The sequence below is a fragment of the Nocardioides sp. WJ219 genome (assembly GCF_058559815.1).
Genome location: NZ_JBZUJV010000009.1, coordinates 71,148 through 98,003, shown reverse-complemented (window position 1 = coordinate 98,003; position 26,856 = coordinate 71,148). Strand labels below are relative to the sequence as shown.

At 72.6% G+C, this 26,856-nt stretch carries 21 protein-coding genes; 10 read left to right on the top strand and 11 right to left on the bottom strand.

Features of this window, described 5'->3' with window-relative positions:
• Position 1 precedes the first annotated feature (1 nt).
• On the top strand, positions 2–469 hold the full coding sequence (locus tag AC4MBH_RS18660) for a hypothetical protein (protein WP_491796832.1): 468 nt from the start codon (positions 2–4) through the stop codon (positions 467–469).
• Here the strand turns inward: AC4MBH_RS18660 and AC4MBH_RS18655 are convergent.
• Entirely contained in the window at positions 438–1,520 is a 1,083-nt protein-coding gene (locus tag AC4MBH_RS18655; protein ID WP_491796830.1) for an adenosine deaminase, read from the bottom strand. The two genes, AC4MBH_RS18660 and AC4MBH_RS18655, sit on opposite strands and share 32 nt — an antisense overlap.
• Before the next feature lie 43 nt (positions 1,521–1,563).
• Between AC4MBH_RS18655 and AC4MBH_RS18650 the strand changes: the two genes are divergently transcribed.
• Positions 1,564–2,016, top strand: coding sequence for a MaoC family dehydratase (locus tag AC4MBH_RS18650; RefSeq protein ID WP_491796828.1), 453 nt, complete (start codon positions 1,564–1,566; stop codon positions 2,014–2,016).
• Between the two features lie 18 nt (positions 2,017–2,034).
• Here AC4MBH_RS18650 and AC4MBH_RS18645 read toward each other — a convergent pair whose 3' ends face one another.
• The gene (locus tag AC4MBH_RS18645) at positions 2,035–3,315 is read right to left on the bottom strand and encodes a thymidine phosphorylase (RefSeq protein WP_491796827.1); all 1,281 of its coding nucleotides are present in this window, start codon (positions 3,313–3,315) and stop codon (positions 2,035–2,037) included.
• Positions 3,316–3,324: 9 nt separating this feature from the next.
• Positions 3,325–3,747 (bottom strand): cytidine deaminase, encoded by a 423-nt coding sequence (locus AC4MBH_RS18640; RefSeq protein ID WP_491796826.1) that lies wholly within the window; start codon positions 3,745–3,747, stop codon positions 3,325–3,327.
• Positions 3,748–3,902: 155 nt separating this feature from the next.
• Here AC4MBH_RS18640 and AC4MBH_RS18635 point away from each other — a divergent pair, with 155 nt between their 5' ends.
• The 4 genes from AC4MBH_RS18635 to AC4MBH_RS18620 all read left to right on the top strand — a co-directional run bounded on the left by AC4MBH_RS18635 (position 3,903) and on the right by AC4MBH_RS18620 (position 9,173).
• Positions 3,903–5,021, top strand: coding sequence for a BMP family lipoprotein (locus AC4MBH_RS18635; RefSeq protein WP_491796824.1), 1,119 nt, complete (start codon positions 3,903–3,905; stop codon positions 5,019–5,021).
• A 92-nt stretch (positions 5,022–5,113) separates the two neighbouring features.
• Positions 5,114–6,628 carry an ABC transporter ATP-binding protein gene (locus AC4MBH_RS18630; RefSeq protein ID WP_491796822.1) on the top strand — a complete coding sequence of 505 codons (1,515 nt, stop codon included), beginning with the start codon at positions 5,114–5,116 and terminating at the stop codon, positions 6,626–6,628.
• On the top strand, positions 6,625–7,878 hold the full coding sequence (locus AC4MBH_RS18625) for an ABC transporter permease (protein ID WP_491796821.1): 1,254 nt from the start codon (positions 6,625–6,627) through the stop codon (positions 7,876–7,878). Before AC4MBH_RS18630 ends, AC4MBH_RS18625 begins: the two co-directional genes overlap by 4 nt.
• Positions 7,875–9,173, top strand: coding sequence for an ABC transporter permease (locus tag AC4MBH_RS18620; RefSeq protein ID WP_491796819.1), 1,299 nt, complete (start codon positions 7,875–7,877; stop codon positions 9,171–9,173). Before AC4MBH_RS18625 ends, AC4MBH_RS18620 begins: the two co-directional genes overlap by 4 nt.
• Positions 9,174–9,177: 4 nt before the next feature.
• On the opposite strand, the gene AC4MBH_RS18615 is transcribed toward AC4MBH_RS18620, so the two are convergent.
• From AC4MBH_RS18615 to AC4MBH_RS18600, 4 genes are all read right to left on the bottom strand, one after another.
• Positions 9,178–10,365 (bottom strand): amidohydrolase, encoded by a 1,188-nt coding sequence (locus AC4MBH_RS18615; protein ID WP_491796817.1) that lies wholly within the window; start codon positions 10,363–10,365, stop codon positions 9,178–9,180.
• 21 nt (positions 10,366–10,386) lie between these two features.
• Entirely contained in the window at positions 10,387–11,400 is a 1,014-nt protein-coding gene (gene meaB, locus AC4MBH_RS18610; RefSeq protein WP_491796816.1) for a methylmalonyl Co-A mutase-associated GTPase MeaB, read from the bottom strand.
• Positions 11,401–11,504: 104 nt separating this feature from the next.
• The gene (scpA, locus tag AC4MBH_RS18605) at positions 11,505–13,679 is read right to left on the bottom strand and encodes a methylmalonyl-CoA mutase (protein WP_491796814.1); all 2,175 of its coding nucleotides are present in this window, start codon (positions 13,677–13,679) and stop codon (positions 11,505–11,507) included.
• Entirely contained in the window at positions 13,676–15,391 is a 1,716-nt protein-coding gene (locus AC4MBH_RS18600) for a methylmalonyl-CoA mutase family protein (protein WP_491796812.1), read from the bottom strand. The genes scpA and AC4MBH_RS18600 overlap by 4 nt, the downstream gene beginning before the upstream one ends.
• A gap of 161 nt (positions 15,392–15,552) precedes the next feature.
• On the opposite strand from AC4MBH_RS18600, the gene AC4MBH_RS18595 reads away from it, so the two are divergent.
• Positions 15,553–16,854 (top strand): fibronectin type III domain-containing protein, encoded by a 1,302-nt coding sequence (locus AC4MBH_RS18595; RefSeq protein WP_491796810.1) that lies wholly within the window; start codon positions 15,553–15,555, stop codon positions 16,852–16,854.
• Here the strand turns inward: AC4MBH_RS18595 and AC4MBH_RS18590 are convergent.
• The 4 genes from AC4MBH_RS18590 to sdhC form a co-directional block, all read right to left on the bottom strand.
• Positions 16,844–18,343 (bottom strand): sensor histidine kinase, encoded by a 1,500-nt coding sequence (locus AC4MBH_RS18590; RefSeq protein ID WP_491796808.1) that lies wholly within the window; start codon positions 18,341–18,343, stop codon positions 16,844–16,846. The genes AC4MBH_RS18595 and AC4MBH_RS18590 overlap by 11 nt on opposite strands.
• An 87-nt stretch (positions 18,344–18,430) precedes the next feature.
• Positions 18,431–19,207, bottom strand: a complete 777-nt coding sequence (locus AC4MBH_RS18585) for a succinate dehydrogenase/fumarate reductase iron-sulfur subunit (RefSeq protein ID WP_491796807.1) — start codon at positions 19,205–19,207, stop codon at positions 18,431–18,433.
• A 2-nt stretch (positions 19,208–19,209) separates the two neighbouring features.
• The gene (locus tag AC4MBH_RS18580; RefSeq protein WP_491796805.1) at positions 19,210–21,111 is read right to left on the bottom strand and encodes a fumarate reductase/succinate dehydrogenase flavoprotein subunit; all 1,902 of its coding nucleotides are present in this window, start codon (positions 21,109–21,111) and stop codon (positions 19,210–19,212) included.
• On the bottom strand, positions 21,111–21,923 hold the full coding sequence (sdhC, locus tag AC4MBH_RS18575) for a succinate dehydrogenase subunit SdhC (RefSeq protein ID WP_491796803.1): 813 nt from the start codon (positions 21,921–21,923) through the stop codon (positions 21,111–21,113). The genes AC4MBH_RS18580 and sdhC overlap by 1 nt, the downstream gene beginning before the upstream one ends.
• A 150-nt stretch (positions 21,924–22,073) precedes the next feature.
• Here sdhC and AC4MBH_RS18570 point away from each other — a divergent pair, with 150 nt between their 5' ends.
• The 3 genes from AC4MBH_RS18570 to AC4MBH_RS18560 all read left to right on the top strand — a co-directional run bounded on the left by AC4MBH_RS18570 (position 22,074) and on the right by AC4MBH_RS18560 (position 26,786).
• Positions 22,074–23,129, top strand: a complete 1,056-nt coding sequence (locus AC4MBH_RS18570; RefSeq protein ID WP_491796801.1) for a glycosyltransferase — start codon at positions 22,074–22,076, stop codon at positions 23,127–23,129.
• Between the two features lie 7 nt (positions 23,130–23,136).
• A complete protein-coding gene (locus AC4MBH_RS18565; protein WP_491796799.1) occupies positions 23,137–25,977 on the top strand; it encodes a helix-turn-helix transcriptional regulator in 2,841 nt (946 codons plus the stop codon).
• Positions 25,978–26,063: 86 nt separating this feature from the next.
• Entirely contained in the window at positions 26,064–26,786 is a 723-nt protein-coding gene (locus AC4MBH_RS18560) for a succinate dehydrogenase cytochrome b subunit (protein WP_491796797.1), read from the top strand.
• Positions 26,787–26,856 lie beyond the last annotated feature (70 nt).

The window sequence follows — 26,856 nt, the reverse complement described above, 5'->3', positions numbered from 1 at the left end:
GATGCGGCAGCCCGACCGCGTCAGCTGCGGCGCCTCGGTGGCGGTGGTGGGCCGCGCGGTGGCCGACCCGTCGTACGCCGCGGCGCTGGGCCCGCGCTGGGACGAGGAGGTGCGGGCGGCCCACCGGCGGCTGGTCCGGCCACGGCTGCACGGGCGCCTCCAGCTGCCGTGGCCCCGGGCGCTGGGCACGCCGCCGTGGGCGCTGGCGCGCGAGCTCAGCGCCGCCACCGGGCGCCGGCACCGCGTGCGGGTCGTCCGCTGGTCGCGGCGGACGACGCCGGCGGCCGGCGGTCTCTACGTCGGCAACGCCCTGCTCCCCCGGCACGTGCTGCTCGTGCTCGACGGCGACCCGCCGACGTGCTGGAACCCGGCGACCGGCCGGGTGCTGCCGGTCGACCACCCGCGCCTGACCCGGTGGCGGACCCGGTGGTTCGCGGTCACGCCTGCAGCGCGGCGTACCCCGGCTTGATGACGTCGTCGATGATCGCGAGCCGCTCGTCGAACGGCAGGAACGCCGACTTCATCGCGTTGATGGTGAACCAGCGCAGGTCGGTCAGCCCGTAGCCGAACGCCTCGACGAGCGCGACCATCTCGTCGGTCATCGACGTGCGGCTCATCAGCCGGTTGTCGGTGTTGACGGTGACCCGGAACCGCAGCCGGGTGAGCAGCCCGATCGGGTGCTCGGCGATGCTGGCGGCCGCGCCGGTCTGGATGTTGGAGGCCGGGCACATCTCCAGCGGGATGCGCATGTCGCGCACGTACGACGCCAGCCGGCCCAGCTCGACCGAGCCGTCGTCGTGCACCGTGATGTCGTCGACGATGCGGACGCCGTGGCCGAGCCGGTCGGCGCCACACCACTGGATCGCCTGCCAGATCGACGGCAGCCCGAAGGCCTCGCCGGCGTGGATGGTGAAGTGGGAGTTCTCGCGCTGGAGGTACTCGAAGGCGTCGAGGTGGCGGGTGGGCGGGTAGCCGGCCTCGGCCCCGGCGATGTCGAAACCGGCGACGCCGCGGTCACGCCAGGCGACGGCGAGCTGGGCGATCTCCATCGACCGGGCCTGGTGCCGCATCGCGGTGACCAGCTGGCGCACCACGACGGGCGTGCCCGCGGCCCGGGCGGCGGCGACGCCCTCGTCGATGCCCTCCTGCACGGCGCCGACCACCTCGTCGAGGGTCAGCCCCTGCTCGACGTGCTGCTCGGGGGCGTAGCGGACCTCGGCGTACACCACGCCGTCGGCGGCGAGGTCCTCGACGCACTCGCGGGCGACGCGGGTCAGGGCGGGGCCGGTCTGCATCACCGCGACGGTGTGGTCGAAGGTCTCGAGGTAGCGCTCCAGCGAGCCGGAGTCGGCCGCCTCGGCGAACCAGGCGCCCAGCGCCTCCGCGCTCTCGCTGGTCGGCAGCACGTGCCCGATCTCCCCCGCCAGCTCGAGGACCGTGCCCGGACGCAGGCCCCCGTCGAGGTGGTCGTGGAGGAGCACCTTGGGCGCTGCCCGGACCTGCTCGCGTGTAGGTTCCATGCCGTCATCCAACCACCCGGACCGATCGCCACGGAGGCCCCCGATGCGCACCTTCACCAGTCTCGACGAGGTGTCGGACGCCGTCGGCGACGAGCTCGGCACGGGCGAGTGGCTGGAGATCACCCAGGAGCGGGTCAACACCTTCGCCGACGCCACCGACGACCACCAGTGGATCCACGTCGACGTCGAGCGCGCCACCGCCGGCCCCTTCGGCGGCCCCATCGCCCACGGCTACCTGACGCTCTCGCTGATCCCCTTCCTCGGCTCCACCGTCTTCACCTTCGAGACCCCCGGCGCCAAGCTCAACTACGGCCTCAACAAGGTGCGCTTCCCGAACCCGGTCAAGGTCGGCCAGCGGGTGCGCGACCACGTCACCCTCCTCGCCGTCGACGACCTCCCGGCCGGCAAGCAGCTCACCATGAAGCACGTGATCGAGATCGACGGCGAGTCCAAGCCGGCCTGCGTGGCCGAGATGGTCGTGGTGCTGCTCGACTGAGGGCGGGCTCGGCCTGGGTCACCCCACCCGGTCGATCACCAGGGGTGACGGGTCGGGGGCAGTGGGACCGATGTCCCAGCCACCGTCGAGCGAGGCCAGGGCGCGGTCGAAGCGGGCGGGCTCGTCGGTGAGGAGCGTGAACAGCGGGTCGCCGGCGGTGACGGGGTCGCCGGGGCGGGCGTGCCAGACGACGCCGGCGCCGGCCTGGACCGGGTCCTCCTTGCGCGCGCGGCCGGCGCCGAGGCGCCAGGCGGCGAGGCCGACGGCCATCGCGTCGAGGCGGGTCAGGACGCCGGAGGCCGGGGCCGTGACGACGTGGGACTCCCGGGCCTCGGGCAGGGGCGCGTCGGGGTCGCCGTCCTGGGCCCGGACCATCGCCTTCCAGGCATCCATGGCCGACCCGTCGGCCAGCCTGTCGGCGGGGTCGACGTCGGTGCGGCCGGCGCCGGCGAGCATCTCGCGGGCCAGGGCGAGCGTGAGCTCGACGACGTCGGCGGGCCCGCCGCCGGCCAGGACCTCGACCGACTCGGCGACCTCGATCGCGTTGCCGGCGGTGAGCCCGAGCGGGACCGACATGTCGGTGAGCAGCGCGGTGGTGCGGACGCCGGCGTCGGTGCCGAGCGCGACCATCACCTCGGCGAGCTCGCGGGCGCGGTCGACGTCCTTCATGAAGGCGCCCGTGCCGACCTTGACGTCGAGCACCAGGGCGCCGGTGCCCTCGGCGATCTTCTTGCTCATGATCGAGGAGGCGATGAGCGGGATGGCCTCGACGGTGCCGGTGACGTCGCGCAGCGCGTAGAGCTTCTTGTCGGCCGGGGCCAGCCCGTCGCCGGCCGCGCAGATGACCGCGCCGACCGACTCGAGCTGGGCGAGCATCTCCTCGGTGGACAGCGCGGCACGCCAGCCGGGGATCGACTCGAGCTTGTCGAGCGTGCCGCCGGTGTGGCCGAGGCCGCGCCCGGACAGCTGGGGCACGGCGACGCCGCACGCCGCGACGAGCGGGGCCAGCGGGAGCGTGATCTTGTCGCCGACGCCGCCGGTGGAGTGCTTGTCGGCCGTGGGCCGCGACAGGGAGGAGAAGTCCATCCGCTCCCCCGAGGCGATCATCGCCGCGGTCCAGCGGGCGATCTCGCTGCGCTCCATCCCGTTGAGCAGGATGGCCATCGCCAACGCCGACATCTGCTCGTCGGCGACGTCGCCGCGGGTGTAGGCGTCGACCACCCAGTCGATCTGGGAGTCGGACAGCCCGTGGCCGTCGCGCTTGGCCAGGATCACCTCGACGGCGTCGTGATCGGTCATGGCGCGACCCTAGTCGGCGGCACCCCCGGTGATCGCCCTGAGGTCGTCGGCCCCGAAGGCCTGCGGGAGCACCTCGGACATCGGCAGGTCGCCGCGCGGGGTGCGCACGAGCAGGTCGGCCCCGCCGTTCTCCCACAACAGCTGGCGGCAGCGGCCGCAGGGCATGATCGTGGTGCCGTCGCCGTCGACGCAGACGAAGTGGGTCAGCCGCCCGCCACCGGTCAGGTGCAGCTGGCTGACCAGCCCGCACTCGGCGCACAGGGTGACGCCGTAGGCGGCGTTCTCGACGTTGCAGCCCGAGACCAGCCGGCCGTCGTCGACGCGTGCGGCGGCCCCGACCCGGTAGCCCGAGTAGGGCGCGTAAGCCCGCCGCATCGCCTCGAGCGCCGCCTCGGGCAGCCCGGACCAACCGTCATCGGACGCGTGCGTCATCGAACCCCTCATCTCGTCGTCAGGTAGCGCCAATATCGCAACTCGGTAACCGTTGGCAGCATCCTCCCCCGATTCGGCGACCTGCGGCTCGACAGGAGGTAGCCTGCCGACCGCTGCCCCCACTCCAAGCGGGGCTGAGACGTGGAGGATCCATAGTGAAGAACTTGCGGAAGGCCGCCATCAGCGGCGTCGCCGTCCTGGCGACCTGCAGCGTGCTCGCCGCGTGCGGCGACGCCCCGTCCGAGTCCAACGACGACAACGGGTCGGGCGACGAGAGCAGCGGAGCAGCGGAAGAGCCGACGACCGACTTCCTCCCCTGCATCGTCTCCGACTCCGGCGGCTTCGACGACAAGTCGTTCAACCAGCTCGGTTACGAGGGTGTCAAGAAGGCCGCCGACGAGCTCGGCGCCGACTTCCGCGAGGTGGAGTCCAACGCCGAGGGTGACTACGCGCCCAACATCGAGGGCCTCGTCTCCGAGGGCTGCGACGTCATCGTCGCCGTGGGCTTCGCGCTGGCGACCGCCACCGTCGAGGCGGCCAACGCCAACCCCGAGCTCGAGTTCATCCTCATCGACAACGACGGCGACATCGACTTCGACGGCAAGAAGGACGCCGAGAACATCAAGCCGCTGCTCTACGACACCGCCCAGGCGGCGTTCATGGCCGGCTACGCGGCCGCCGACTTCAGCAAGACCGGCAAGGTCGGCACCTACGGCGGCGACGCGTTCTCGACCGTCACCGTCTTCATGGACGGCTACAAGCAGGGCGTGGAGTACTACAACGAGCAGAAGGACGCTGCGGTCGAGGTCATCGGCTGGGACGGCAAGGAGGGCAGCTTCACGGGCAACTTCGTGGCCGGCCCCGAGGCGACCAACACGGCCAAGCAGATCCTCGACCAGGGTGTCGACGTGGTGCTGCCCGTCGGCGGCCCGATCTACGACGGTGCCCTGACGGCCATCGCCGACGGTGCCGACGCCGTGATGATCGGCACCGACGCCGACGTCTTCGAGTCCGACCCGAAGACGCAGGACGTCATCCTGACCTCGGTGCTCAAGGGCATGGACGTGTCGACCTACGAGGCCGTGATGTCCGCTGCCAACGACGAGTTCGACACCGAGCCGTACATCGGCACCCTCGAGAACGAGGGCGTGGGCATCGCCCCGTTCCACAACTTCGAGGGCGAGGTCTCCGACACGCTGCAGGGCGAGCTCGACGAGATCAAGGCCGGCATCATCGACGGCTCGATCCCGGTCGAGTCCTACCTCAACCCGTGACGCCCTGACAGGTGGGGGAGGCCGGCCGCAGGGCCGCCTCCCCCACCTGTCGTTCCTCGGTCGCCCCGACTCCGAGCCCTAGGATCGCCCGCATGCAGCTCGTCCTGCGCGACATCACCAAGCGCTTCGGCACCCTGGTCGCCAACGACCACATCTCGCTCACCGTCGAGCCGGGCGAGGTGCACTGCCTGCTCGGCGAGAACGGTGCCGGCAAGTCGACCCTGATGAACGTGCTCTACGGCCTCTACCAGGCCGACGAGGGTGAGATCGTGCTCGACGGGAAGGTGCAGCGCTTCTCCGGGCCGGGCGACGCGATCGCGGCCGGCATCGGGATGGTGCACCAGCACTTCATGCTCGTCCCCGTCTTCACCGTCGCCGAGAACGTGATGCTCGGCAACGAGAACACCGGATTCGCCGGCTCCCTCGACCTCGACTCCGCTCGCAAGCGGGTGCGCGACATCTCGGCGAGGTTCGGCTTCGACGTCTCCCCCGACGCGGTGGTCGAGGACCTGCCCGTCGGCGTCCAGCAGCGCGTCGAGATCATCAAGGCGCTGGCGCGCGACGCCAAGGTGCTGGTCTTCGACGAGCCCACGGCCGTGCTGACGCCGCAGGAGACCGACGACCTCATCCGGATCATGCGCCAGCTCAAGGAAGCCGGCGTGGCGATCGTCTTCATCACCCACAAGCTGCGCGAGGTCCGCGAGGTCGCGGACCGCATCACCGTCATCCGGCTCGGCAAGGTGGTCGCCGAGGCCAAGCCCACGGCGAGCAACGCCGAGCTCGCCTCGCTCATGGTGGGCCGTCCCGTCGAGCTGACCGTGCAGAAGAAGCCGCCGACCGTCGGGAAGGACGCGCTGGTGGTCGAGGGCCTCACCGTCGTCGACGACACCGGGCTGGTCCACGTCAACGACGTCAGCTTCACCGTGCGTGCCGGCGAGATCCTGGCCGTCGCCGGCGTCCAGGGCAACGGCCAGACCGAGCTCACCGAGGCGCTCCTGGGCCTGCAGCGCCACGTCACCGGCTCCGCCCGGCTCGACGGCCGCGAGCTCGTCGGCCGCAGCGTCCGCAAGGTGCTCGACGCCGGGGTCGGCTTCGTGCCCGAGGACCGTCAGGTCGACGGCCTGGTCTCCGCGTTCTCGATCGCCGAGAACCTCATGCTCAACCGGAGCTTCAGCGCTCCCTTCGTCGCCACCGGGTCGCTGCGGCGCCGCAAGCGCGACGCGTTCGCACGCCAGAAGCTGCAGGAGTACGACATCCGCGCCCCTGGCATCGCCACCCAGGTCGGCAAGCTCTCCGGCGGCAACCAGCAGAAGGTCGTCGTCGCGCGCGAGCTCTCGCGGGAGCTCCGGCTCCTCGTCGCCGCCCAGCCCACCCGCGGCGTCGACGTGGGGTCCATCGAGTTCATCCACCAGCAGGTCGTCGCCACCCGCGACGCCGGCGTGCCCGTGGTGATCGTCTCGACCGAGCTCGACGAGGTCTTCGCCCTCGCAGACAGGATCATGGTGATGTACCGAGGACAGATCGTCGGGATCGTCCCGGCCACCGTCTCCCGCGACGAGCTCGGCCTGATGATGACCGGCGAGCGCACCCCGGAGGTGTCCGCGTGAGCAAGGACGACAAGCCGGGCTCCGACCTCGCGCAGCAGGGGTCGCCTCCCCCGGAGGCCGAGCAGGGCGCGCCGCCGCCGTCCGAGCACGGTCAGTGGCACACGACCCTGCGCTCGATCACCACCGGCAACGCCACGGTCGCCGTCTTGTCGGTGCTCCTGGCGGTCATCGTCGGTTCGCTGATGATCATGTTCACCGACGAGGACGTCCGCGCCGCGTCGAAGTACCTCTTCAGCCGTCCCCAGGACTTCTTCCTCGAGTCACGCGCCGCGATCGAGGGCGCCTACACCGCGCTCTTCCGCGGCTCGATCTACAACAGCCGCGCCGAGGACTTCCAGACCGCGATCCGCCCGCTGACCGAGACCCTCAAGTTCTCCGGTCCCCTGATCGCGGCCGGGCTCGGCGTCGGGCTGGCGTTCCGGGCCGGCATGTTCAACATCGGCGGCCGCGGGCAGATGCTGCTCGCCGGTGCCGCCGCGGGCTACGTCGCCATCAACTGGAACCTGCCGGGCCCGCTGCTGCTGGCCGGCGCGATCCTGATCGGGATGCTGGCCGGTGCGCTGTGGGCCGGCATCGCCGGGCTCCTCAAGGCCCGCACCGGGGCGCACGAGGTGATCACCACGATCATGCTCAACTACGTCGGCTACTACCTGGTGTTCTTCGCCCTCTCGCGCCAGGGCATCCTGCAGGCACCCGGCGGGGTCAACCCCAAGTCGTCGCCCATCCCGGCCGAGGCCCAGATGCCCGACCTGCTCGGGGTGCGCTTCAACCTGCACCTCGGCTTCCTGCTGGCCCTGGTCGCCGTCGCGCTCGTGTGGTGGCTGTTCAAGTACTCCGCCCTGGGCTTCCGCATCCGCGCCGTCGGGGAGAACCCGCACGCCGCCCGCAGCGCGGGCATCGACGTCGGACGCACCTACGTCACGGTGATGCTGATGGCCGGCGCGCTCGTCGGGCTGGCCGGCACCAACCAGGTCCTCGGCACCGTCACCAGCGGCGTCACCGTCGACCTCGACACCGGCATCGGGTTCGACGCCATCACCGTCGCCCTGCTCGGACGCTCGCACCCGCTCGGGATCCTGGGCGCCGGACTCCTCTTCGGCGCGTTCAAGGCAGGCGGCTTCGCGATGCAGGCCTCGGAGGGCATCCCCGTCGACATCGTGCTGGTCATCCAGTCCCTGATCGTGCTCTTCATCGCCGCCCCCCCGCTCGTCCGGGCGCTGTTCCGGCTACCCACCAAGGAGGCGGCGTGAGCCACACCGCGAAGTCGCCGGCGGCCGAGGTCCCCGACGCACCGGTGGCCGACGAGCCCCGGCTGGTCTCGGTGGTCACTGCCAAGACCTCCATCGCCCTGACGCTCCTCACGCTGGGCCTCGCCGCGATCGTGCTCCTCGGCTCGCAGACCGGCGACACCACGTTCCGGCTCTCGACCAAGGACGACTTCTTCGAGCTGCCCGACATCACCGTGCCGGCCGTCGGCACGGCCTGGGTGATGGTCGCGCTGCTCGCGCTGCTGACGGCCGAGTCCTGGCGCCGCTACGCCGCCCGGCGGGCGACCCCGCTGTGGGTGATCGCCCTCTTCGCGGTCGTCGCGATGATCGGCTTCCTGTCCTGGGCCGCCGCCGGTGGCTCGTTGTCGGTGATCGGCCTGCTCGCCGGCTCGATCGCCCTCGCGGTGCCCCTCGTCTTCGGCGCCCTGGGGGGCGTCCTGGGTGAGCGGGCCGGGGTCGTCAACATCGCCATCGACGGCCAGCTGCTGGCCGGCGCCTTCGCCGCCGCCCTGGTCGGCTCGCTCGCGGGCTCGGTGTGGGCCGGCGTCCTCGGCGCCGCGCTCGCCGGGGCGCTGGTCGCCCTGGTGCTCGGCATCTTCGCGATCAGCTACGCGGTCGACCAGGTGATCGTCGGTGTCGTGCTCAACGTGCTCGTCATCGGCGTCACCAGCTTCCTGGTGACCCAGGTGCTGGCGCCCAACGAGGCCGACCTCAACTCCCCGCCGCGCTTCTCTGCCTACGACATCCCGCTCCTGGGCGACATCCCGGTGATCGGGCCGATCCTGTTCCGGCAGACCCCCCTCGTCTACGCGCTGTACCTCACCGTCGCCGTGGTCGCCTTCGCGCTCTACCGCACCCGCTGGGGCCTGCGGGTCCGCGCCGTCGGCGAGCACCCCAAGGCCGCCGACACGGTGGGCATCAACGTCAACCGCACCCGTTACCGGACGATCCTGATCGCCGGAGCCATCACCGGTGCGGGCGGCGCCATCTTCACCCTGGTCACCGCGTCCTCGTTCAGCCGCGAGATGACCGACGGCGCCGGCTACATCGCGCTCGCGGCCGTGATCTTCGGCAAGTGGGACCCGATCCGGGCCACCCTGGCCGCCCTGCTGTTCGGCTTCGCGTCCAACCTGCAGGGCGTGCTGGCGATCATCGGCTCGCCGGTGCCGAGCCAGTTCATGCTGATGCTGCCCTACGTCGTCACGATCATCGCGGTGGCCGGCCTGGTCGGGCGCTCGCGGGCCCCTGCCGCCGTGGGGCTCCCCTACCGGAAGTAGCCGGTCATCCGGCCGCGTGCACCGCGGCCGCGGCCAGCACCCGCGCGCCGATCGCGATGGCGCGCTCGTCGACCCGCAGGTCGCCCTGGTGCAGGTCGTACGTCGCCCCGCCGGGGGTGCGCGTGCCGAGCCGGAACATGGCGCCGGGGACCTGCTCGACGTACCACCCGAAGTCCTCGCCGCCGAGGCTCTGGGGCACCGCGACCTGCCCGTTGGCGCCCAGCACCGCGCGGGTGGCCTCGGCCAGGATCGCGTTGGACGCCGGGTCGTTGACCACCGGCGGGACGCCCTGGAGGTAGTCGACGGTGGCGGTGACGCCGTAGGGCCGGACGATGTCGTGGATGGCCTCGCGGATGATCGCCTCGCAGTCGGCCCAGGCGACGGCGTCGAGGATGCGCACCGTGCCGGCGGCCGTGCCGCGGTCGGGGATCACGTTGGGGGCCGAACCGGCCCGGACCATGCCCCACACGACGCTGACACCGGCGCGGGGGTCCATCCGGCGGCTGAGCACCGCGGGCAGCTCGCTGGTCACCTTGGCCAGGGCGAAGGTGAGGTCGCCGGTCAGGTGGGGGCGCGACGTGTGGCCACCGGTGCCCTCGAGGTGGACCTCGATCTTGTCGGCCGCGCTGGTCAGCGCGCCGGAGCGCAGGCCGACCCGGCCGACGTCGACGCCGGGGTCGCAGTGCAGGGCAAAGACGCGTCGGACGTCCTCGAGGTGACCCAGGGCGATCAGCTGCTTGGCCCCGCCCGGCATCACCTCCTCGGCCGGCTGGAAGAGCAGCCGCACCCGGCCCGACAGCCCGCCGCGCTCGCCCAGCTCGCCGAGCGCGAGGGCCGCGCCCACCATGGCGGCGGTGTGGACGTCGTGCCCGCACGCGTGGGCGACGCCGGTCACCGTGCTGGCCCAGGGGTCCTTGGTGACGTCCTGGACCGGCAGGGCGTCCATGTCGGCCCGCAGCGCGACCACCGGGCCGTCGGTGTCGTCGTCGGGGCCGAGGTCGGCCACCACCCCGGTGGGGGCCGGGTAGGTGACCCGCCACCCGGCGGCCTCGAGGCGCTGGCCGACCAGGTCGGTGGTGCGGGTCTCGGCCCACGAGAGCTCGGGGTGGGCGTGGAGGTCACGGCGCAGGTCGACCAGCTCGGCGTCGTACTTGGCGACGACGTCGGCGATCAGGGCGGAGGACTCGGACATCCCTGTCCACGATAGCCCCGGCTAGGCGTCGTGGGACTTCTGGGAGTCCTGGTCGTCGTAGGCGGCCAGGATGCGGTCGGCGGCGACGGTCGCCGGCAGCTCGCCGCCGAGCACCGCCCGGCGTACGTCGTCGCGGATGGTGCGCACGCCGGGCGAGTGCCGCAGCCGCTGCTCGAGCTCGTCGCGGACCAGGGCCCAGGTGAAGTCGAGCTGCTGGCCGGCACGCTTGGCGGCCAGGCCGTCGGCGCCGAGGTGCTCGCGGTGGGCGAGCACGCGCTCCCAGACGTCGTCGACCCGCTGGTCGTGCAAGGCAGAACAGGTCACCACCGGCGGGGCCCACTCGGCGTGGCCGCGCACCAGCCGGAGGGCGCCGGCGAGCTCGCGGGCCGCGACCCGCGCCTCGCCCTCGTGGTCGCCGTCGGCCTTGTTGACCGCGACCACGTCGACGATCTCGAGGATGCCCTTCTTGATGCCCTGCAGCTGGTCACCGGTGCGGGCGAGGGTGAGGAAGCAGAACGTGTCGACCATGCCGGCCACCGTGACCTCGGACTGCCCGACGCCGACGGTCTCGACCAGCACCACGTCGTACGACGCGGCCTCGAGCACCGCCATCGCCTGCACGGTCGCGCGGGCGACCCCGCCGAGGGTGCCGGCGCTGGGGCTCGGCCGGATGTAGGCGGCGGGGTCGGCGCTGAGCCGGGACATCCGGGTCTTGTCGCCGAGCACCGACCCGCCGGTGCGCACGCTGCTCGGGTCGACCGCCAGCACGCCGACGCGGTGGCCGGTGGCGGTCAGCCGGGTGCCGAGAGCCTCGATGAACGTCGACTTCCCGACCCCGGGCACGCCGGAGATGCCGACCCGGACGGCCCGGCTGCGGACGCCGGCGGACTCCCCCGCCGTCAGCGTCGTGAGCAGCTCGCGGGCGGCCTCGCGGCGCGCGGGATGGCTCGACTCGACGAGCGTGATCGCCTGCGCCACCGCGGCGCGGCGACCCTGGCGGATCCCGGCGACCAGCGCGTCGACGTCAACGGGCACGACGACCGGATCCCACGCTGGTCGAGGAAGGCGCGCCAGCGCCTGTCTCGAGACCACTCGGCGCAGCAGGACGTGGTCTCGAGACGGTTGCTAGCGCAACCTCCTCAACCACCGTCGTGGCCGAGCTGGTCGCGCAGCTTGGCGAGCAGGTCGAGGGCCGACTCGGCGATCACGGTGCCGGGGAGGAACACCGCGGCGGCACCCATCTGCTGCAGCGTCGGGACGTCGTCGGGCGGGATGACGCCTCCGATCACCGTCATGATGTCGGGGCGGCCCTGCTCCTCGAGCGCGGCCTTGAGGGCGGGGAGCAGCGCGAGGTGGCCGGCCGCGAGCGAGCTGACCCCGACGATGTGCACGTCGGCGTCGACCGCCTGCTGGGCGACCTCCTCGGGGGTCGAGAACAGCGGCCCGACGTCGACGTCGAAGCCCATGTCGGCGAAGGCGGAGACGATGACCTTCTGGCCGCGGTCGTGGCCGTCCTGACCCATCTTGGCGACCAGGATGCGCGGGCGGCGTCCCTCGGCCTCCTCGAACTCCTCGGTGGCGTCGAGCACCTGCTGCAGGAGCGTGCCGTCACCGGCAGCGGACTCGTCGCGGTACACGCCCGAGATCGTACGGATGACGGCCTGGTGGCGGCCGTAGACCTTCTCCAGGGCGTCGGAGATCTCCCCGACGGTGGCCTTGGCCCGGGCGGCGTCGACGGCCAGCGCGAGCAGGTTGCCGTCGAGGCTGCCCCTGGTGGCGCCGCGCTCGGCGCTGCCGGTCAGCGCCTCGAGGGCCGAGCGGACGGCGTCGTCGTCGCGCTCGGCGCGCAGCCGCTCGAGCTTGGCGATCTGCTGGCGGTAGACGTCGTCGTTGTCGACCTTGAGGACGTCGAGCTTGTCCTCGGCCGCGAGCCGGTAGGTGTTGACGCCGATCACGCGCTGGGCGCCGGAGTCGATGCGGGCCTGGGTGCGTGCCGCCGCCTCCTCGATGCGCATCTTGGGGATGCCCTGCTCGATCGCCCTGGCCATGCCGCCCGCCTGCTCGGCCTCCTGGATGTGGCCCCAGGCGCGCTCGGCGAGGTCGTGGGTGAGGCGCTCGACGTAGTAGGAGCCGGCCCAGGGGTCGATGGTGCCGGTGGTGCCGCTCTCCTGCTGCAGCAGCAGCTGGGTGTTGCGGGCGATGCGGGCGCTGAAGTCGGTCGGCAGCGCGATCGCCTCGTCGAGGGCGTTGGTGTGCAGGCTCTGGGTGTGGCCCTGCGTCGAGGCCATCGCCTCGATGCAGGTGCGCTGCACGTTGTTGAAGACGTCCTGGGCGGTGAGGCTCCACCCGGACGTCTGGCTGTGGGTGCGCAGCGAGAGGGACTTGGGGTTCTGCGGCTCGAACTCGCGCACCAGCCGCGACCAGAGCGCCCGGGCCGCACGCATCTTGGCGACCTCCATGAAGAAGTTCATCCCGATCGCCCAGAAGAAGCTCAGCCGCGGGGCGAACTGGTCGATCGTCATCCCGGTCTCGAGGCCGGCGCGGATGTACTCCACGCCGTCGGCGAGGGTGTAGGCGAGCTCGAGGTCGTTGGTCGCCCCGGCCTCCTGGATGTGGTAGCCGGAGATCGAGATCGAGTTGAAGCGCGGCATCTTCGCCGAGGTGTAGCTGAAGATGTCGGAGATGATCCGCATCGACGGCGCCGGCGGGTAGATGTAGGTGTTGCGGACCATGAACTCCTTGAGGATGTCGTTCTGGATGGTCCCCGCGAGCTGCTCCGGCCCGACCCCCTGCTCCTCGGCCGCGGCGATGTAGAGCGCGAGCACCGGCAGCACGGCGCCGTTCATGGTCATCGACACCGACATCTCGCCGAGCGGGATGCCGTCGAAGAGCGTCCGGGTGTCGTAGATCGAGTCGATCGCGACGCCCGCCATCCCGACGTCGCCGCGCACCCGGGGGTGGTCGGAGTCGTAGCCGCGGTGGGTGGCGAGGTCGAAGGCCACCGAGAGGCCCTTCTGGCCCGCGGCGAGGTTGCGGCGGTAGAAGGCGTTGGACTCCTCGGCGGTGGAGAACCCGGCGTACTGGCGGATCGTCCAGGGCTGGGTCGTGTACATCGTGGGGTAGGGCCCGCGCAGGAACGGGCTCAGACCCGGCCAGGTGTCGAGCGCGTCGAGCCCCTCGAGGTGCTCGGGGCCGTAGACCGGGAGGACGTCGATGCCCTCCGGACTGGCCCAGGCCTCGGCGTCGACCTCGGGGGTGGCCGGCGCACGGCCGCCGCCGAGCGGGAGGTTGCCGAAGCTCACGGGGACGGTCACTGGAGGTTCTCCCTCGTGCGGGTCAGGAAGGCGAGGGCGTCGACGCCCGTCGCGCAGGAGTCGTCGGCGTGGTCGGCGGGCCTGCCGGCGACGATCACGCGGGTCGCCCCGGCCTCGCGCAGGGCGCTCGCCGCGGCCTCCCCCCACTCGGCGTAGGCGCTGTCGGCCCCGGCCAGGCACACCACCGCCTGCCCGTCGTACGCCGCCAGCAGCGCGTCGACGCCGTCGGTCGGGCCTGCCACGTCGACGGCGACGCCGCCGGCGGCGAACAGGTTGGTGGCGAACGTGGCCCGCGCGGTGTGGGCCGCGACCGGGCCGAGCGTGGCCAGGAAGACGTGGGCCGCGGGCGGAGTGTCGCGCAGCGCCTCGAAGCTGGCGCCGTAGGAGGCGACGGCGAGGCCCGGACCCGTGCGCTCGGGCAGCGTCTCGGCGAGGTGGGGGAACTCGGTGAGCCCGGTGAGCGGACGCTCGCGGGTGGCGACCTGCTGCTCGCGCGCGGCGACGACGTCGGCGATGGCGGCACCGAGGTCGGCGCCGGTCTCGATCTGGTCCAGCACGACCCAGGCGGCGGCCGCGAGGTCGTCGGTGAGCCTCTCGACGGCGTAGGAGCCGCCGGCCGGGTCGGCGACGCGCGCGACGTGGGCCTCGGAGACGAGCAGGTGGGAGGTGTTGCGGGCGATCCGGCGACCGAGCGTGTCGGGACGGCCGAGCGCGCTGTCGAACGGGAGCACGGTCACGCTGTCGGCGCCGCCCACGCCGGCCGCGAACGCCGCGACGGTGGTGCGGAGCATGTTCACCCACGGGTCGTAGCGGGTCATCATCGGCCGGCTCGTCACCGCGTGCAGCAGCATCGGCACCGGCTCGGCGTCGCACAGCTCCTGCACCCGCGCCCACAACCGCCGGGCCGCGCGCAGCTTGGCGATGCTCGGGAACTGCTCGTCGGTGACGGCGAGCCGGAGCTCGAGCAGCGCCGCGGCCTCGGCGACGGTGAGGCCCGCGTCGGTCGCTGCGCGCAGGTGGGTGGTCGCGGCCGCCGTCGCCCAGCCCAGCTCCTGGGCGTCGGACCCGCCCTGGTCGTGCACGATCGTGGCGTCCACGACGAAGGCCAGGATGCCGCGTTCCCGCGCCGCGGCCGCCACCTCGGCGTCGAAGGAGCCCAGACCCAGGTTGGTGCCGCCGTGCAGCTCGAGGTCACCGGCCCAGTCGAGGAACCGGAGGGCTGTGGCGGCCGGGTCGCCGGTGGCTTGGAGCACGACCGGCGCGAGGTCGAGGAACACGCCGTCGAGCAGCCGGGCGAAGTCGGTGTCGGGGCCGCACTCGACCCAGACCGAGGTGACGCCGCCCTCGAGGTCGGCGAGCGCCTCCTCGTTGACCGCCTTCTCCTCACCGGCCGCGAGGAACGCGCGCACGTCCCACTCCCCCGCGCGGCTCGGGCGCCCGGTGGTCCGGAGGTCCTCGAGCAGCTCGGGCGTGCCCAGGGGCGCCACCGCGATGCCGTCGAGCGTGGTGCGGGTGAGCCTGTCCCAGACCAGGCCGTCGGGGTCGTCGTCGGTCATCCGGCGCGCCTTGCGCAGCACCTTCGCGGCCTCGCGCTCCCAGTCCACACGGCTGTGCCGGTCCTCCGGCTGCGCCAGGCGGAGCGTGCCCTGCGCGGGCTCGAGCTCGGCCGGCTCGTCGAGGCCGCCCTCGACGGGGGTCTGCTCGGTCGTCATGCAGCGAACCCTAGGAGCGGTGGGTGACGGCGACCACCTGATGTGAGGTTTTCGGCACCCTGCGGGCCGCGGGCGCACTTCACCCCCGTTTAGCCCCTGACAACGGACGGCGTTGCACCTAGCCTGACCCCGACCACCACCCCCCTGGGAATGAGATCGCCGTGCCCGTTGCCCCCCTGCGCCGCCGTACCGCTGCGCTCACCGCCGTCGCCCTCGCGGGCGCCCTGGCCGCCACCGCCTCGGCATCCCCCGCCGGTGCCGTCACCGTCGCCCTCGACCCGGTCCGGACCATCTCGGCCGGAACCGCCGTCTACCCGCTGGCGATCGCCAGCGACGGAACCATCTACTCCGCGAACGGCGGGGCGAGCACGATCGAGGTGTGGTCACCGGCCTCGGACGGATCGCCCGAGATCGTCAAGACGATCACCGGCGTCAGCTCGAGCTCGCCGATCCCCGCACTCAGCCCCTCCGCCGGCCTGGCCTACACCAGCGGCGACAGCGTCCTCGTGCTCGACCCGGCCCAGGCGGCGGGCCCCGCAGTGCCGACCCGCACCATCACCGGGGACGCCACCCTCATCGAGAGCCCGGCGGCCGTGGCCTGGGCCACCGACGGCTCGCTGTGGGTCGTCGACGCCGAGGTCGACGGCAGCTTCGGCCTGGAGCTGCTGCGGTTCGCCCCGGGGGCCAACGGCAACGCGGCGCCGGTCCGCGAGATCCGCGGGTCCAGGACGCGGCTGAACGTCAACCCCGGGATCGCCTTCCTCGCCCTGGCCGGGATGCCGGGCGGCGGGGTCGCGGTCTCAGCCGCCGGCCTCGAGCCGACCATCAGCGTGTTCACCGGTGCCCAGGAGGGCAACGTGGCGCCCAGCCGACGGATCCAGGTGGAGACGCCGGCGCCGAGCTGGATCGCGCAGGGGATCGCGAGCGACCCGCAGGGCCGCCTCTACATCGGCACCGGCGACATCAACGGCAACCAGTTCGGTCGCCTCGACGTCTTCGGCCCGACCGCCAACGGCTTCGCGGCGCCCGTGCTCACCCTCGGTGGCACCCGGCAGCGCTTCGGCATCCCCCTCACCCCGTCGGTGGCCGCCAACGGCACCCTCGCGCTGACCGACGCCAAGATCGTCAACATCGGCGGTGGCGGTGGTGGGCCCACCAGCGCCGAGGTCAAGGTCTTCAAGCCGCTGTTCACCAAGCCGGGCGCCCCGAAGGGGCTCACGGTCGCCAGGTCCGGCGCCCAGGTCGTGGCCAGCTGGAAGCCGGCCGCCAACCCGTCCGGCACGCCGCTGACCTACCGGGTCGTGGTCAAGAAGGGCAGCCGGACGGTGGTCTCGAAGGCGGTGCGGACGACGCGGCTCGCCCTCAAGCGCGCGTCGCTGCCCACCGGGTCGCTGAAGGTCACCGTCGCCGCGGTCAACGTCGGCGGCTCGGGTCCGGGGGCCAGCAAGACGTTCAGGAGGTGACGGACGCCTCCACGTCGGCGAGCGGCAGGGTGACCCGGACCGTCGTGCCGGCACCGACGGCGCTCTCGACCTCGATCCGGCCGCGGTGGGCGGCGACGATCGCCCGGGCGATGCCGAGCCCCAGGCCGACGCCGGGGGCGAGGCGCTCGCGCGCCTGGGGGGCGCGGTAGAACGGCGTGAAGACGTGCTCGAGGTCCTCGGTGCGCATGCCGATGCCGGTGTCGGCGACGGTGATCTCGGCGTCCTCGCCGGTCGCCGCCAGGCGTACGTCGACCTGCCCGCCGCGGTCGGTGTACTTCACGGCGTTGTGGACGAGGTTGTCCACGACCTGCCGGACCCGCACCGGGTCGAGGTACGCCGGCACCCGGCCCACGGCATCGAGGGTCAGGTGGACGCCGGCCGCCGAGGCGTCCGGCAGCGCTGCCTCCACGGCGTCTCGCAGCAGCGCGACGAGGTCCTCCGGCGTCCGGGCCAGCACCAGCTGGCCGTCGCGCTGCACGGCGGAGTCGAGGAGGTCGCCCACCAGCAGCCGTAGGCGCAGGGCGTTGCGCTGCACGACGTCGAGCTGGCGGGCCAGCCCGGGGTCGAGGTCGTCGCGGTCGACCAGCATCTCGAGGTGGCCGAGCACGGAGGTGAGCGGCGTCCGCAGCTCGTGGGAGACCGCGGCCAGGAAGTCCTCGCGGGCCAGCAGCGCCCGCATCAGGTCGGTGATGTCGCTGTAGGCCAGGGCCGCACCCACCAGGGCACCGGAGGCGTCGACGACCGAGCGTGCCGAGATCGACAGGGCGCGGCGGGTGAGCTGGTCGGACCCGACCCAGATCCGGTAGTCGTCGAACTCCTCGCCGCGCACCGCGCGAGCCGTCGGCATCTCCCCCACGGTGAGCTCGGTGCAGCCGTCGGCGGCGTACACCTCGCCGAGCTGGCCGGCATGGCCCCGGTGGCCGTCGGGGTAGGCCAGGGCCAGGAAGTCGCGGTGCCGCCGGTTCCACTCCTCGTAGTGACCCTCGCGGTCGAGCAGCAGGAGCCCGACGTCGACGCTGTCGAACATGGCCCGGGTGCGGCGCTGCTGCCGGTCGATCAGCTCGATGGCGTCGGAGAGCTGCTCCTGGTACTCCCGCGAGGTGGTGACGTCGTGGATCTGGCCGATCAGGTGCAGCGGGGAGCCGTCGTCGTCGCGGAGCACGGCGACCGACAGGTCGCCCCACAGGGTCGAGCCGTCCGAGCGCAGGCAGCGCTTGGTGATCCGGTAGCTCGACCGCTCGCCCGCGAGCGTCGCGTCGTAGAGCAGCTGGTGCGCGGGCAGGTCGTCGGGGTGGGTGAGCCGCTGGAACGACATCCCCCGCAGCTCGTCCTCGGTGTAGCCGAGCATGCTGCACAGCGCACGGTTGGCCGAGACGAGCCGGCCGTCCGGGCTGACCAGGGTCATGCCCACCGGGGAGTGCTCGACGGTGAGCTGCCACAGTCGCTCGGCTCGGGGCGGCTCGGTCACAGGGTCGTCCTCGGGGGGAAGAGGGGGACCGTCATCGTACGACGGTCGGGCGCGGCGTGCGGGTGAATGCGATCGCCACCGGTCGGGTCAGACCTCGGTGCGCCCCTCGTCGTCCTTGCTGCGGATCCCGATCTTGGAGCCCAGCCACACCAACGGGTCGAACTTGCGGTCCACCACGCGCTCCTTCATCGGGATGATCGCGTTGTCGGTGATCTTGATGCCCTCGGGACAGACCTCGGTGCAGCACTTGGTGATGTTGCACATCCCGAGACCGGCCGCGCCCTGGGCCAGCTCGCGGCGGTCGTGGGTGTCGAGCGGGTGCATGTCGAGCTCGGCGTAGCGCAGGAAGAAGCGGGGCCCGGCGAAGGCCGGCTTGTTCTCCTCGTGGTCGCGCACCACGTGGCAGACGTTCTGGCACAGGAAGCACTCGATGCACTTGCGGAACTCCTGGCCCCGCTCGACGTCGACCTGCGCCATCCGCCGCTTGCCGTCGGCGTCGCGCGGCGGGGGCGCGAACGACGGCAGCTCGCGCGCCTTCTCGTAGTTGAACGACACGTCGGTGACGAGGTCACGGATCACCGGGAAGGTGCGCACCGGGGTCACCGTGATGGTCTCGCCCGGGTCGAAGTCGGAGAGCCGGGTCATGCACAGCAGCCGCGGCCGGCCGTTGATCTCGGCGCTGCAGGAGCCGCACTTGCCGGCCTTGCAGTTCCAGCGGATCGCGAGGTCGCCGGCCTGGGTGGCCTGCACGCGGTGCAGCGCGTCGAGCACGACCTCGCCCTCGGAGACCTCCACCGTGTAGTCGCCGAGGTCACCGCCGGACCGGTCGCCGCGCCACACCCGCATCTTCAGGTCGTATCCCATGGCTACTTCCCCTCCTTGCTCTCGGCAGGGGGCTCGACCGCCGCCGGCTCGAAGTACTTCTGGAGCTCCTCGGGCATCGGTGGCAGCGGCTGCTCGTGGAGGTCGATGCCGGTGCCCTCGGAGTTGAGGTTGACGACGAGGTTCTTGGTCGCCCACGCCTCGTCGGGCCCCGGGAAGTCGTCGCGCGTGTGGCCGCCGCGCGACTCCTGCCGCGCGAGCGCCGCCTTGGCGATGGCCTCGCTGACGACGAGCATGTTGCGCAGGTCGAGCGCGAGGTGCCAGCCGGGGTTGTACTGCCGGTGCCCCTCGACCTTCATCGACGCGGCCCGGACCTTGAGCTCCTCGATCGCCGCCAGCGACTGCTCCAGCTCGGGCGCGGTGCGGATGATGCCGACCAGGTCGTTCATCGACTGCTGCAGGTCGGACTGGATCGTGTACGGGTTCTCCCCGCCCTCCACCTCGAACGGCGCCAGCGCGCTGCGCTGCGCCGCCTCGACGTCGGTCTCGTCGACCGCCGGCCGGCGCTCGCCCAGCGACCGCGCGTAGGCGGTGGCGTGCTCCCCGGCCCGCTTGCCGAAGACCAGCAGGTCGCCGAGAGAGTTGCCACCGAGCCGGTTGGACCCGTGCATGCCGCCGGAGCACTCGCCGACGGCGTACAGGCCCCTGACCGCGCTCTCCTGGCTGTCGGCGTCGACCTCGACGCCGCCCATGACGTAGTGGCAGGTGGGTCCGATCTCCATCGGCTCGGCGGTGATGTCGACGTCGGCCAGCTCCTTGAACTGGTGGTACATCGAGGGCAGCCGCTTCCGGATGAACTCCGGGGTACGCCGCGACGCGATGTCGAGGTAGATCCCCCCGTGGGGCGTCCCGCGGCCGGCCTTGATCTCGGAGTTGATGGCCCGGGCCACCTCGTCGCGCGGCAGCAGCTCGGGCGGCCTCCGGTTGCTCTTCTTGTCCTCGTACCAGGCGTCGGCCTCCTCCACCGTGTCGGCCGTCTCGCTCTTGAAGTACTCCGGGATGTAGTCGAACATGAACCGCTCGCCCTCGGAGTTCTTCAGGATGCCGCCGTCGCCGCGCACCGACTCCGTGACCAGCAGCCCCTTGACCGAGGGCGGCCACACCATGCCGGTGGGGTGGAACTGGACGAACTCCATGTTGATCAGGCTGGCGCCGGCCCGCATCGCCAGCGCGTGTCCGTCGCCGGTGTACTCCCAGGAGTTGGAGGTGACCTTGAACGACTTGCCGATGCCGCCGGTGGCCAGCACCACGGTGGGCGCCTCGAAGACCACGAAGCGACCGCTCTCGCGCCAGTAGCCGAAGGCGCCGGCGACCTTCGGGGTGCCGTCGCTCGCGTCCTGGAACACGTCGGTGACGGTGAGCTCCATGAACACGTCGATGCCGAGCTGGACCGCGCGCTGCTGGAGGGTGCGGATCATCTCCAGGCCGGTGCGGTCGCCGACGTGGGCGAGCCGGGCGTACTTGTGACCGCCGAAGTCGCGCTGGCTGATCAGCCCGTCGTCGGTGCGGTCGAACAGGGCACCCCAGTCCTCCAGCTCCATGACCCGCTCGGGCGCCTCCTGGGCGTGCAGCTGCGCCATCCGCCAGTTGTTGAGCATCTTCCCGCCGCGCATGGTGTCGCGGAAGTGGACCTCCCAGTTGTCCTCGGGCCACCGGTTGCCCATCGCGGCCGCGATGCCGCCCTCGGCCATCACCGTGTGGGCCTTGCCGAGCAGCGACTTGCACACGATCGCGGTGCGGGCGCCCGCGTCGTGGGCGGCGATCGCCGCGCGGAGCCCGGCCCCACCCGCGCCGACCACCACGACGTCGTACTGGTGGCGCTCCATGCCGCCGGCGGCGTCGCCGGACATCTCGTTGCCGGTCATCGGGTGGCGGGTGCTAGGCACTAGAAGAACCTCACGTCGTCGATCACGTCAGCGGCGAGCAGGAAGATGTAGAGGTCGACCAGGGCGACGGAGAACAGCGAGTACCAGGCGAAGCGGCCGTGGTGGGCGTTCAGCCTCGAGACCCAGGTCCAGAGCTTGTAGCGCACGGGGTGCTTGGAGAAGTGCCGCAGCCGGCCGCCGACGGCGTGCCGGCACGAGTGGCACGACAGCGTGTAGAGCCAGATCAGGACGATGTTGACGATCATCAGCAGCGTCCCGAGGCCCATGTGGACGCCGCCGGTCTCGCCGCCGCCGACGGCGTACTCGTCGGGCATCGCCCGGAAGGCCAGGACGACGTCGAAGGTGAGCACGGCGCCGACCACCAGGGCGGCGTACCAGAAGTAGCGGTGGGCGTTCTGGAGGACCAGCGGCAGCCGCGTCTCGCCGGTGTACCTGGCGTGCGGCTCGGCGACACCGCACGCCGGCGGGGAGAGCCAGAAGGCCCGGTAGTAGGACTTGCGGTAGTAGTAGCAGGTCATCCGGAAGCCGAGCGGGAAGATCAGGATGATCAGCGCCGCCGACAGGGGGAACCACGAGAACGGCTGGCCGAAGTCGGAGGCGCCCGAGACGCAGTCGCCCAGGCACGGTGAGTAGAACGGCGACAGGTAGGGCTTGGCGTAGTAGTCGCTGCCCATGAACGCGCGGACGGTCGCGTAGACCACGAACGCCGAGAACACCACGAACGTCGCCAGCGGCGCGAGCCACCACCGGTCCCCCCGCAGCGTCCTGGCGTCGATCCGTGCCCTGGTCGGGCCCTGCACGCCTGTGCTCATCCGCACCCCTCGTCGACCTCGTGGTGCGGCAGAGTCTGCACACAAGCGACGGGGATGTGAAGAGCGCCACACCCAACTGCCCCCGCAGTGTTCACGCGACATCCACGCGTGCATCGACGTCAGGACGTCCGGCCGGACGACGGTCTGAGCATGAGGATCGCCCTCGTCACCGAGACCTTCTACCCCGCCGTCGACGGCACCACGACCACCCTCAAGGCCGTCGCCGACCGACTGGTCGACCGCGGCCACACGGTACGGATCGTCGCCCCGGGCCCGGGCCTGTCGACGTACCGGACCTGCCAGGTGGTGCGCGTCCGCCCGCTCGAGCCGGCCGGTCCGCAGGTGCGCGCCGCGCTGGAGCAGTTCGGGCCCGACCTCGTGCACGTGACGTCCCCGGGCGCGCTGGGCCGCCGCGCGCTGAAGCACACGCGGCGCACCGGCGTGCCGTCGCTGGTGGTCGAGCAGTCCCCGGTGCTCGACCAGAGCGCCGACTACTGGCGCGCCAAGGTCGCCGACCGCGCCGACCGGGTGCTGGTCACCTCCGACTGGATGGTCGACCGGCTCGCCGAGTTCGGCGTGCGCGCCGGGCTCTGGCGGCCGGGGGTCGACACCGCGGCGTTCACCCCGTCGCTGCGGGACCAGTGGCTGCACGACTCGTGGTCGCGGGCCCGCGCCCCGTCGGGACCCCGGGTCGTCATCGGGTACGTCGGTGGGCTCCACAAGCGCCACGGCGTACGACGCCTGGCCGAGCTGGCGGACCTGCCCGAGGTCCGGCCGGTCGTCGTCGGCGGCGGGCCGCAGCGTGCGTGGCTGGAGGCCCGGCTGCCGGGCGCCCGGTTCACCGGGCCGCTGTGCACCGGAGACCTGACGATCGCGGTCCCGACCTTTGACGTGCTGGTGCACCCCGGCGAGCACGAGACCTGCTGCCACGCGCTCCGCGAGGCGTCGGCGGCCGGGGTGCCGGTGGTCGCGCCGAGGGCCGGCGGCGCCACCGACGTCGTGCGCCACCTCGAGACCGGGCTGCTCCACGACCCGGCCGACCCCAAGGGTTTCAGGCGGGCCGTCGAGGCGGTCGTCGCCGACCGGCACCGCGGCCTCCTCGGCGCCCGGGGCCGCGAGCTGGCGCTCGCCCGGAGCTGGACCGACGCGGTCGACGAGCTCGCCACGCACTATGTCGACCTCAGTGGGGCCCGCGCCACCTTATGATCCGCGGGTGAGCTCGGCCTCCCAGATCCTGGAGCGTGACGACGAGCTCGCGCGCATCGCCGACGCGCTCGACAGCGCCGTCGCCGGCAACGGGCGCGTCCTGGTCATCGAGGGACAGGCCGGCATCGGCAAGACCCGGCTCGTCCGCGAGACCCGCGAGCTCGCACGCCAGCGGGGGTTCGGGCGCCTCCAGGCCACCGGCGACGAGACCGAGACGGCGATGGCGTGGGGCGTGGTGCGCCAGATGGTGGAGCGGTCGGTCTCGCGCTACAGCGGCGACGTCCGGCGCGCGATCCTCGACGGGCCGGCGGGCGCCGCGATGCAGGCGCTCGACGTCGCGCCCCAGGGCACGGCCGGCGACGCCGAGATCGCCCGCACGCTGCACGCCCTGTGGTGGGTGGCGATCGACCTCTCCGCGACCCGGCCGCTCCTGATCACCGTCGACGACGCCCAGTGGAGCGACCAGCCCTCGCTGCGCTTCCTCGGCTACCTCGCCCGGCGGGTCGCCGACCTCCCGATCGCGCTCGTCGTGGCCACCCGCCCGCCCACCGGCGGCACCGGCCCGCTGGCCGGGTCGGCGCTGTCCGAGCTCACCGTCTCGCCGTACGTCGAGCGGATGCTGCCCGAGGCCCTCTCGCCCTCGGCGGTGGCGGCGTTCCACACGCCCGAGGGCGTGGTGCCGTGCGCGGAGGTGGTGACCGCGATGCACGCCGCGTGCGGCGGCAACCCGTTCCTCACCGGCGCGCTGCTCGACGAGCTCGGCAGCGCCGGCCACGACGTCAGCAACCCCGTCACCGCCGACGCGATCGGGGGTCTGGGTCCAGCGACCATCTCGCGGGCCATGCTCAGCCGGCTCAGCCCCGACGCCCTGGCGCTGGCCGGCGCGGCGGCCGTGCTCGGCCTCGAGGCGAGTCCCTGGCTCGCCCGCCGGGTGGCCCAGGTCGACGACGACGCGCTCGAGCCGGCGGTCAGCGAGCTGGTGCGGGCCAACGTGCTGATCGGCGGCGCCGACGGCCTCACCTTCGTCCACCCGGTGATCCGCGAGGCGACCCTGGCGGCGCTGGGCACCCTCAGCGTGGCCGGCATGCACGCCCGTGCCGCCGTCGAGCTGCGGGCCCGGCAGGCCCCGGCCACCCAGCTCGCCGGGCACCTGCTGGCCGCACCGGTCGGCACGCTGCCCGACGCCGCCGACCTGCTCTCCCACGCCGCGCAGTTCTCCCTCGCGGCCGGTGACCACCAGGTCGGCGCCGCCTGCCTCGAGCGCGCCCTGCTCGAGCGGCCGGGTGACCTGGCGCTGCGCGAACGGCTCGGCACGACCCTGCTGCGCGCCGGCCGTCCCGAGGAGGCCCACCGGCACCTCCTCGACGCGGCCGCCGGCCACGGCGACGTACGACGGTGCGCCGAGCTCCTCGCCCTCGCCGCCCAGGCCACGCTGGCCACGTCGGGCGCCGAGGCCGCCGTCGCCGAGCTGGTCACCCTCCTCGACGGCTGGCCCCCGCTGGCACAGGAGCCGGCCCGGATGACGCTCGAGGCAGCGCTGGGCGTGACCCGCCAGTTCGTCCCGGCGCAGCGACGCCAGGCGATCGAGCACCTGCGCCAGTTCGAGCACCTCGCCGGCGACACGCCCGACGAGCGGACCCTCCTGGCGCTGCTCGCCCAGCGCGCCCGCCACCAGAACCACCACCACGCCTCGATCGCCGACCTGGCCCGGCGGGCCCTGGGCGACGGCGCGCTGTTCGACGACGCCGCCCGCGGCGACGGCCTGGTGCCGTGGACGCTGGCCATGATGTCGGCGATCGCGGCCGACGTGGTCGGCGAGACCACGCGGGAGGTCGAGCGGGCCCGCGCCCGGATCCTGCGCGGCGGGTCGCCGATCGACTACGCGATGGCGGCCAACGCCGCCCAGCTGCTGGCCTGGCGCCAGGGCGACGTGACCACCACCGAGGCCGAGGCCGACGCCGTCCTGGCGGCGGTGGCGTACGAGCCGGTCACGCCGGAGGTGCTCTCGCTGCGGGTCACCGCGTCGCACTTCCTGTGCTACGTCGCGCTCGAGCGGCGCGACCTCCCCGCCGCCCAGGCCGCACTGGCCGGGGTCGACGCCGTCACCGGGGGCGTCCGCGTGATGCCGCTGGTGTGGCTCGGCGAGGCGCGGGCGCGGGTCCACCTCGCCGCCGGCGACCCGCACGCCGCGCTGCAGACGCTCGACGTCCTCCAGCGCGAGCTGACCCAGGCCGACGTCGACCCGGCCAGCCTGGCCTGGCGGCTGCCCGCCGCGATCGCCCACTCCCGGCTCGGCGACGACGACCGGGCCCGGGCGCTGCTCGCCGAGCAGGTCGAGCTCGCGCGCGCGTTCGGCTCCCCGGTCGAGGTGGGCGAGGCGCTGCGCGTCTCGGCCCGGTTCGACCCCGACCCGCAGTCGCGGGCCGCCCGTCTCGACGAGGCCGTCCTGGTGCTCGCCGGCGGGCACGACCGGCTTGAGCACACCAAGGCCCTCGTCGACCAGGCGGAGTCCTGGCGCACCCAGGGACGGCGTACCGACGCCCGCGAGCTGCTGCTGCTCGCCGCCGAGACGGCCCAGGCCTGCGGGGCGCGGGCGCTGCAGGACCGGGTCGCGGCGGCGCTGAGCGCCCTCGGCGACCGGCCACGGCGTACGACGTCGGCGCCGGGACCCGACTCGCTGACCGCCAGCGAGCGCCGGGTCGCCACGCTCGCGGTGATCGGCCGCACCAACCGCGACATCGCCCAGGAGCTGTTCGTCTCGCCGAAGACGGTCGAGAACCACCTCGGTCGCGTCTACACCAAGCTCGGCATCGGCAGCCGTCGCGAGCTGGCCGTGGCACTGGGCTAGCGGTCCGCACCGGCGGCGGCAACATGCCCTAAGTCACACCCGGTGGGTGAAGGGCGTCACGAGCCCCGGACGTAGAGTGGCGACTCGTGGCAACCCCGACCCGCACCGCCCTGGTCAAGGGCTCCCGAGCCTCGCGCTCGACGATCATGCTGAAGATGCTCATGGCCGTCAGCGGCCTGGTCTTCATCGGCTACGTGCTCGTGCACATGTACGGCAACCTCAAGGCGTTCTCGGGCCAGGAGGCCTTCAACAGCTACGCCGAGCACATCCGTGAGCTCGGGGAGCCGATCCTGCCCCACGAGGGGTTCCTGTGGATCGCGCGGGCGGTGCTGCTGCTGTCGCTCGTCGTCCACGTCGCCTGCGCGGTGGCGCTGTGGCGGCGGGCCGGCAAGGCGCGCTCGACCAAGTACGTGGTGAAGAAGAACAAGCACTCCAGCTTCTCCTCGCACTGGATGCGCTGGGGCGGCCTGACGCTGCTGCTGTTCATCGTCTGGCACCTGCTCAACTTCAGCTTCGGCAAGGTCAACGTGAACACCGGTGAGACCGGGAGCGCCGCCGGTGACCCGTACACGCTGATGGTGCAGAGCTTCGAGGTGCCGTGGCTGACGGTCATCTACCTGCTGGCGATGGTCGCGCTCGGGCTGCACCTGCACCACGGCACCTGGAGTGCCGCCCAGACGCTCGGCCTGACGAACAACGCCAAGGCCCGCCGCAACGCCAAGGCGATCGGCACCATCCTCGCCGTCGTGGTGGCCGGCGGCTTCTCGCTGGTACCGATCTTCGTCCTCGCCGGCGTCATCAACGCGTGATCAGGAGCCGTACATGACCGACATGCCCGACACCACCAACCACTTCGACTCCTCCCACACGCAGCACTCC

Coding starts and splice junctions, on each gene's coding strand:
- AC4MBH_RS18660 (WP_491796832.1), top strand. CDS start 2: ATGCGGCAGCCCGACCGCGTCAGCTGCGGCGCCTCGGTGGCGGTGGTG.
- AC4MBH_RS18655 (WP_491796830.1), bottom strand. CDS start 1,520: ATGGAACCTACACGCGAGCAGGTCCGGGCAGCGCCCAAGGTGCTCCTC.
- AC4MBH_RS18650 (WP_491796828.1), top strand. CDS start 1,564: ATGCGCACCTTCACCAGTCTCGACGAGGTGTCGGACGCCGTCGGCGAC.
- AC4MBH_RS18645 (WP_491796827.1), bottom strand. CDS start 3,315: ATGACCGATCACGACGCCGTCGAGGTGATCCTGGCCAAGCGCGACGGC.
- AC4MBH_RS18640 (WP_491796826.1), bottom strand. CDS start 3,747: ATGACGCACGCGTCCGATGACGGTTGGTCCGGGCTGCCCGAGGCGGCG.
- AC4MBH_RS18630 (WP_491796822.1), top strand. CDS start 5,114: ATGCAGCTCGTCCTGCGCGACATCACCAAGCGCTTCGGCACCCTGGTC.
- AC4MBH_RS18615 (WP_491796817.1), bottom strand. CDS start 10,365: ATGTCCGAGTCCTCCGCCCTGATCGCCGACGTCGTCGCCAAGTACGAC.
- AC4MBH_RS18600 (WP_491796812.1), bottom strand. CDS start 15,391: ATGACGACCGAGCAGACCCCCGTCGAGGGCGGCCTCGACGAGCCGGCC.
- AC4MBH_RS18585 (WP_491796807.1), bottom strand. CDS start 19,207: ATGGGATACGACCTGAAGATGCGGGTGTGGCGCGGCGACCGGTCCGGC.
- sdhC (WP_491796803.1), bottom strand. CDS start 21,923: ATGAGCACAGGCGTGCAGGGCCCGACCAGGGCACGGATCGACGCCAGG.
- AC4MBH_RS18570 (WP_491796801.1), top strand. CDS start 22,074: ATGAGGATCGCCCTCGTCACCGAGACCTTCTACCCCGCCGTCGACGGC.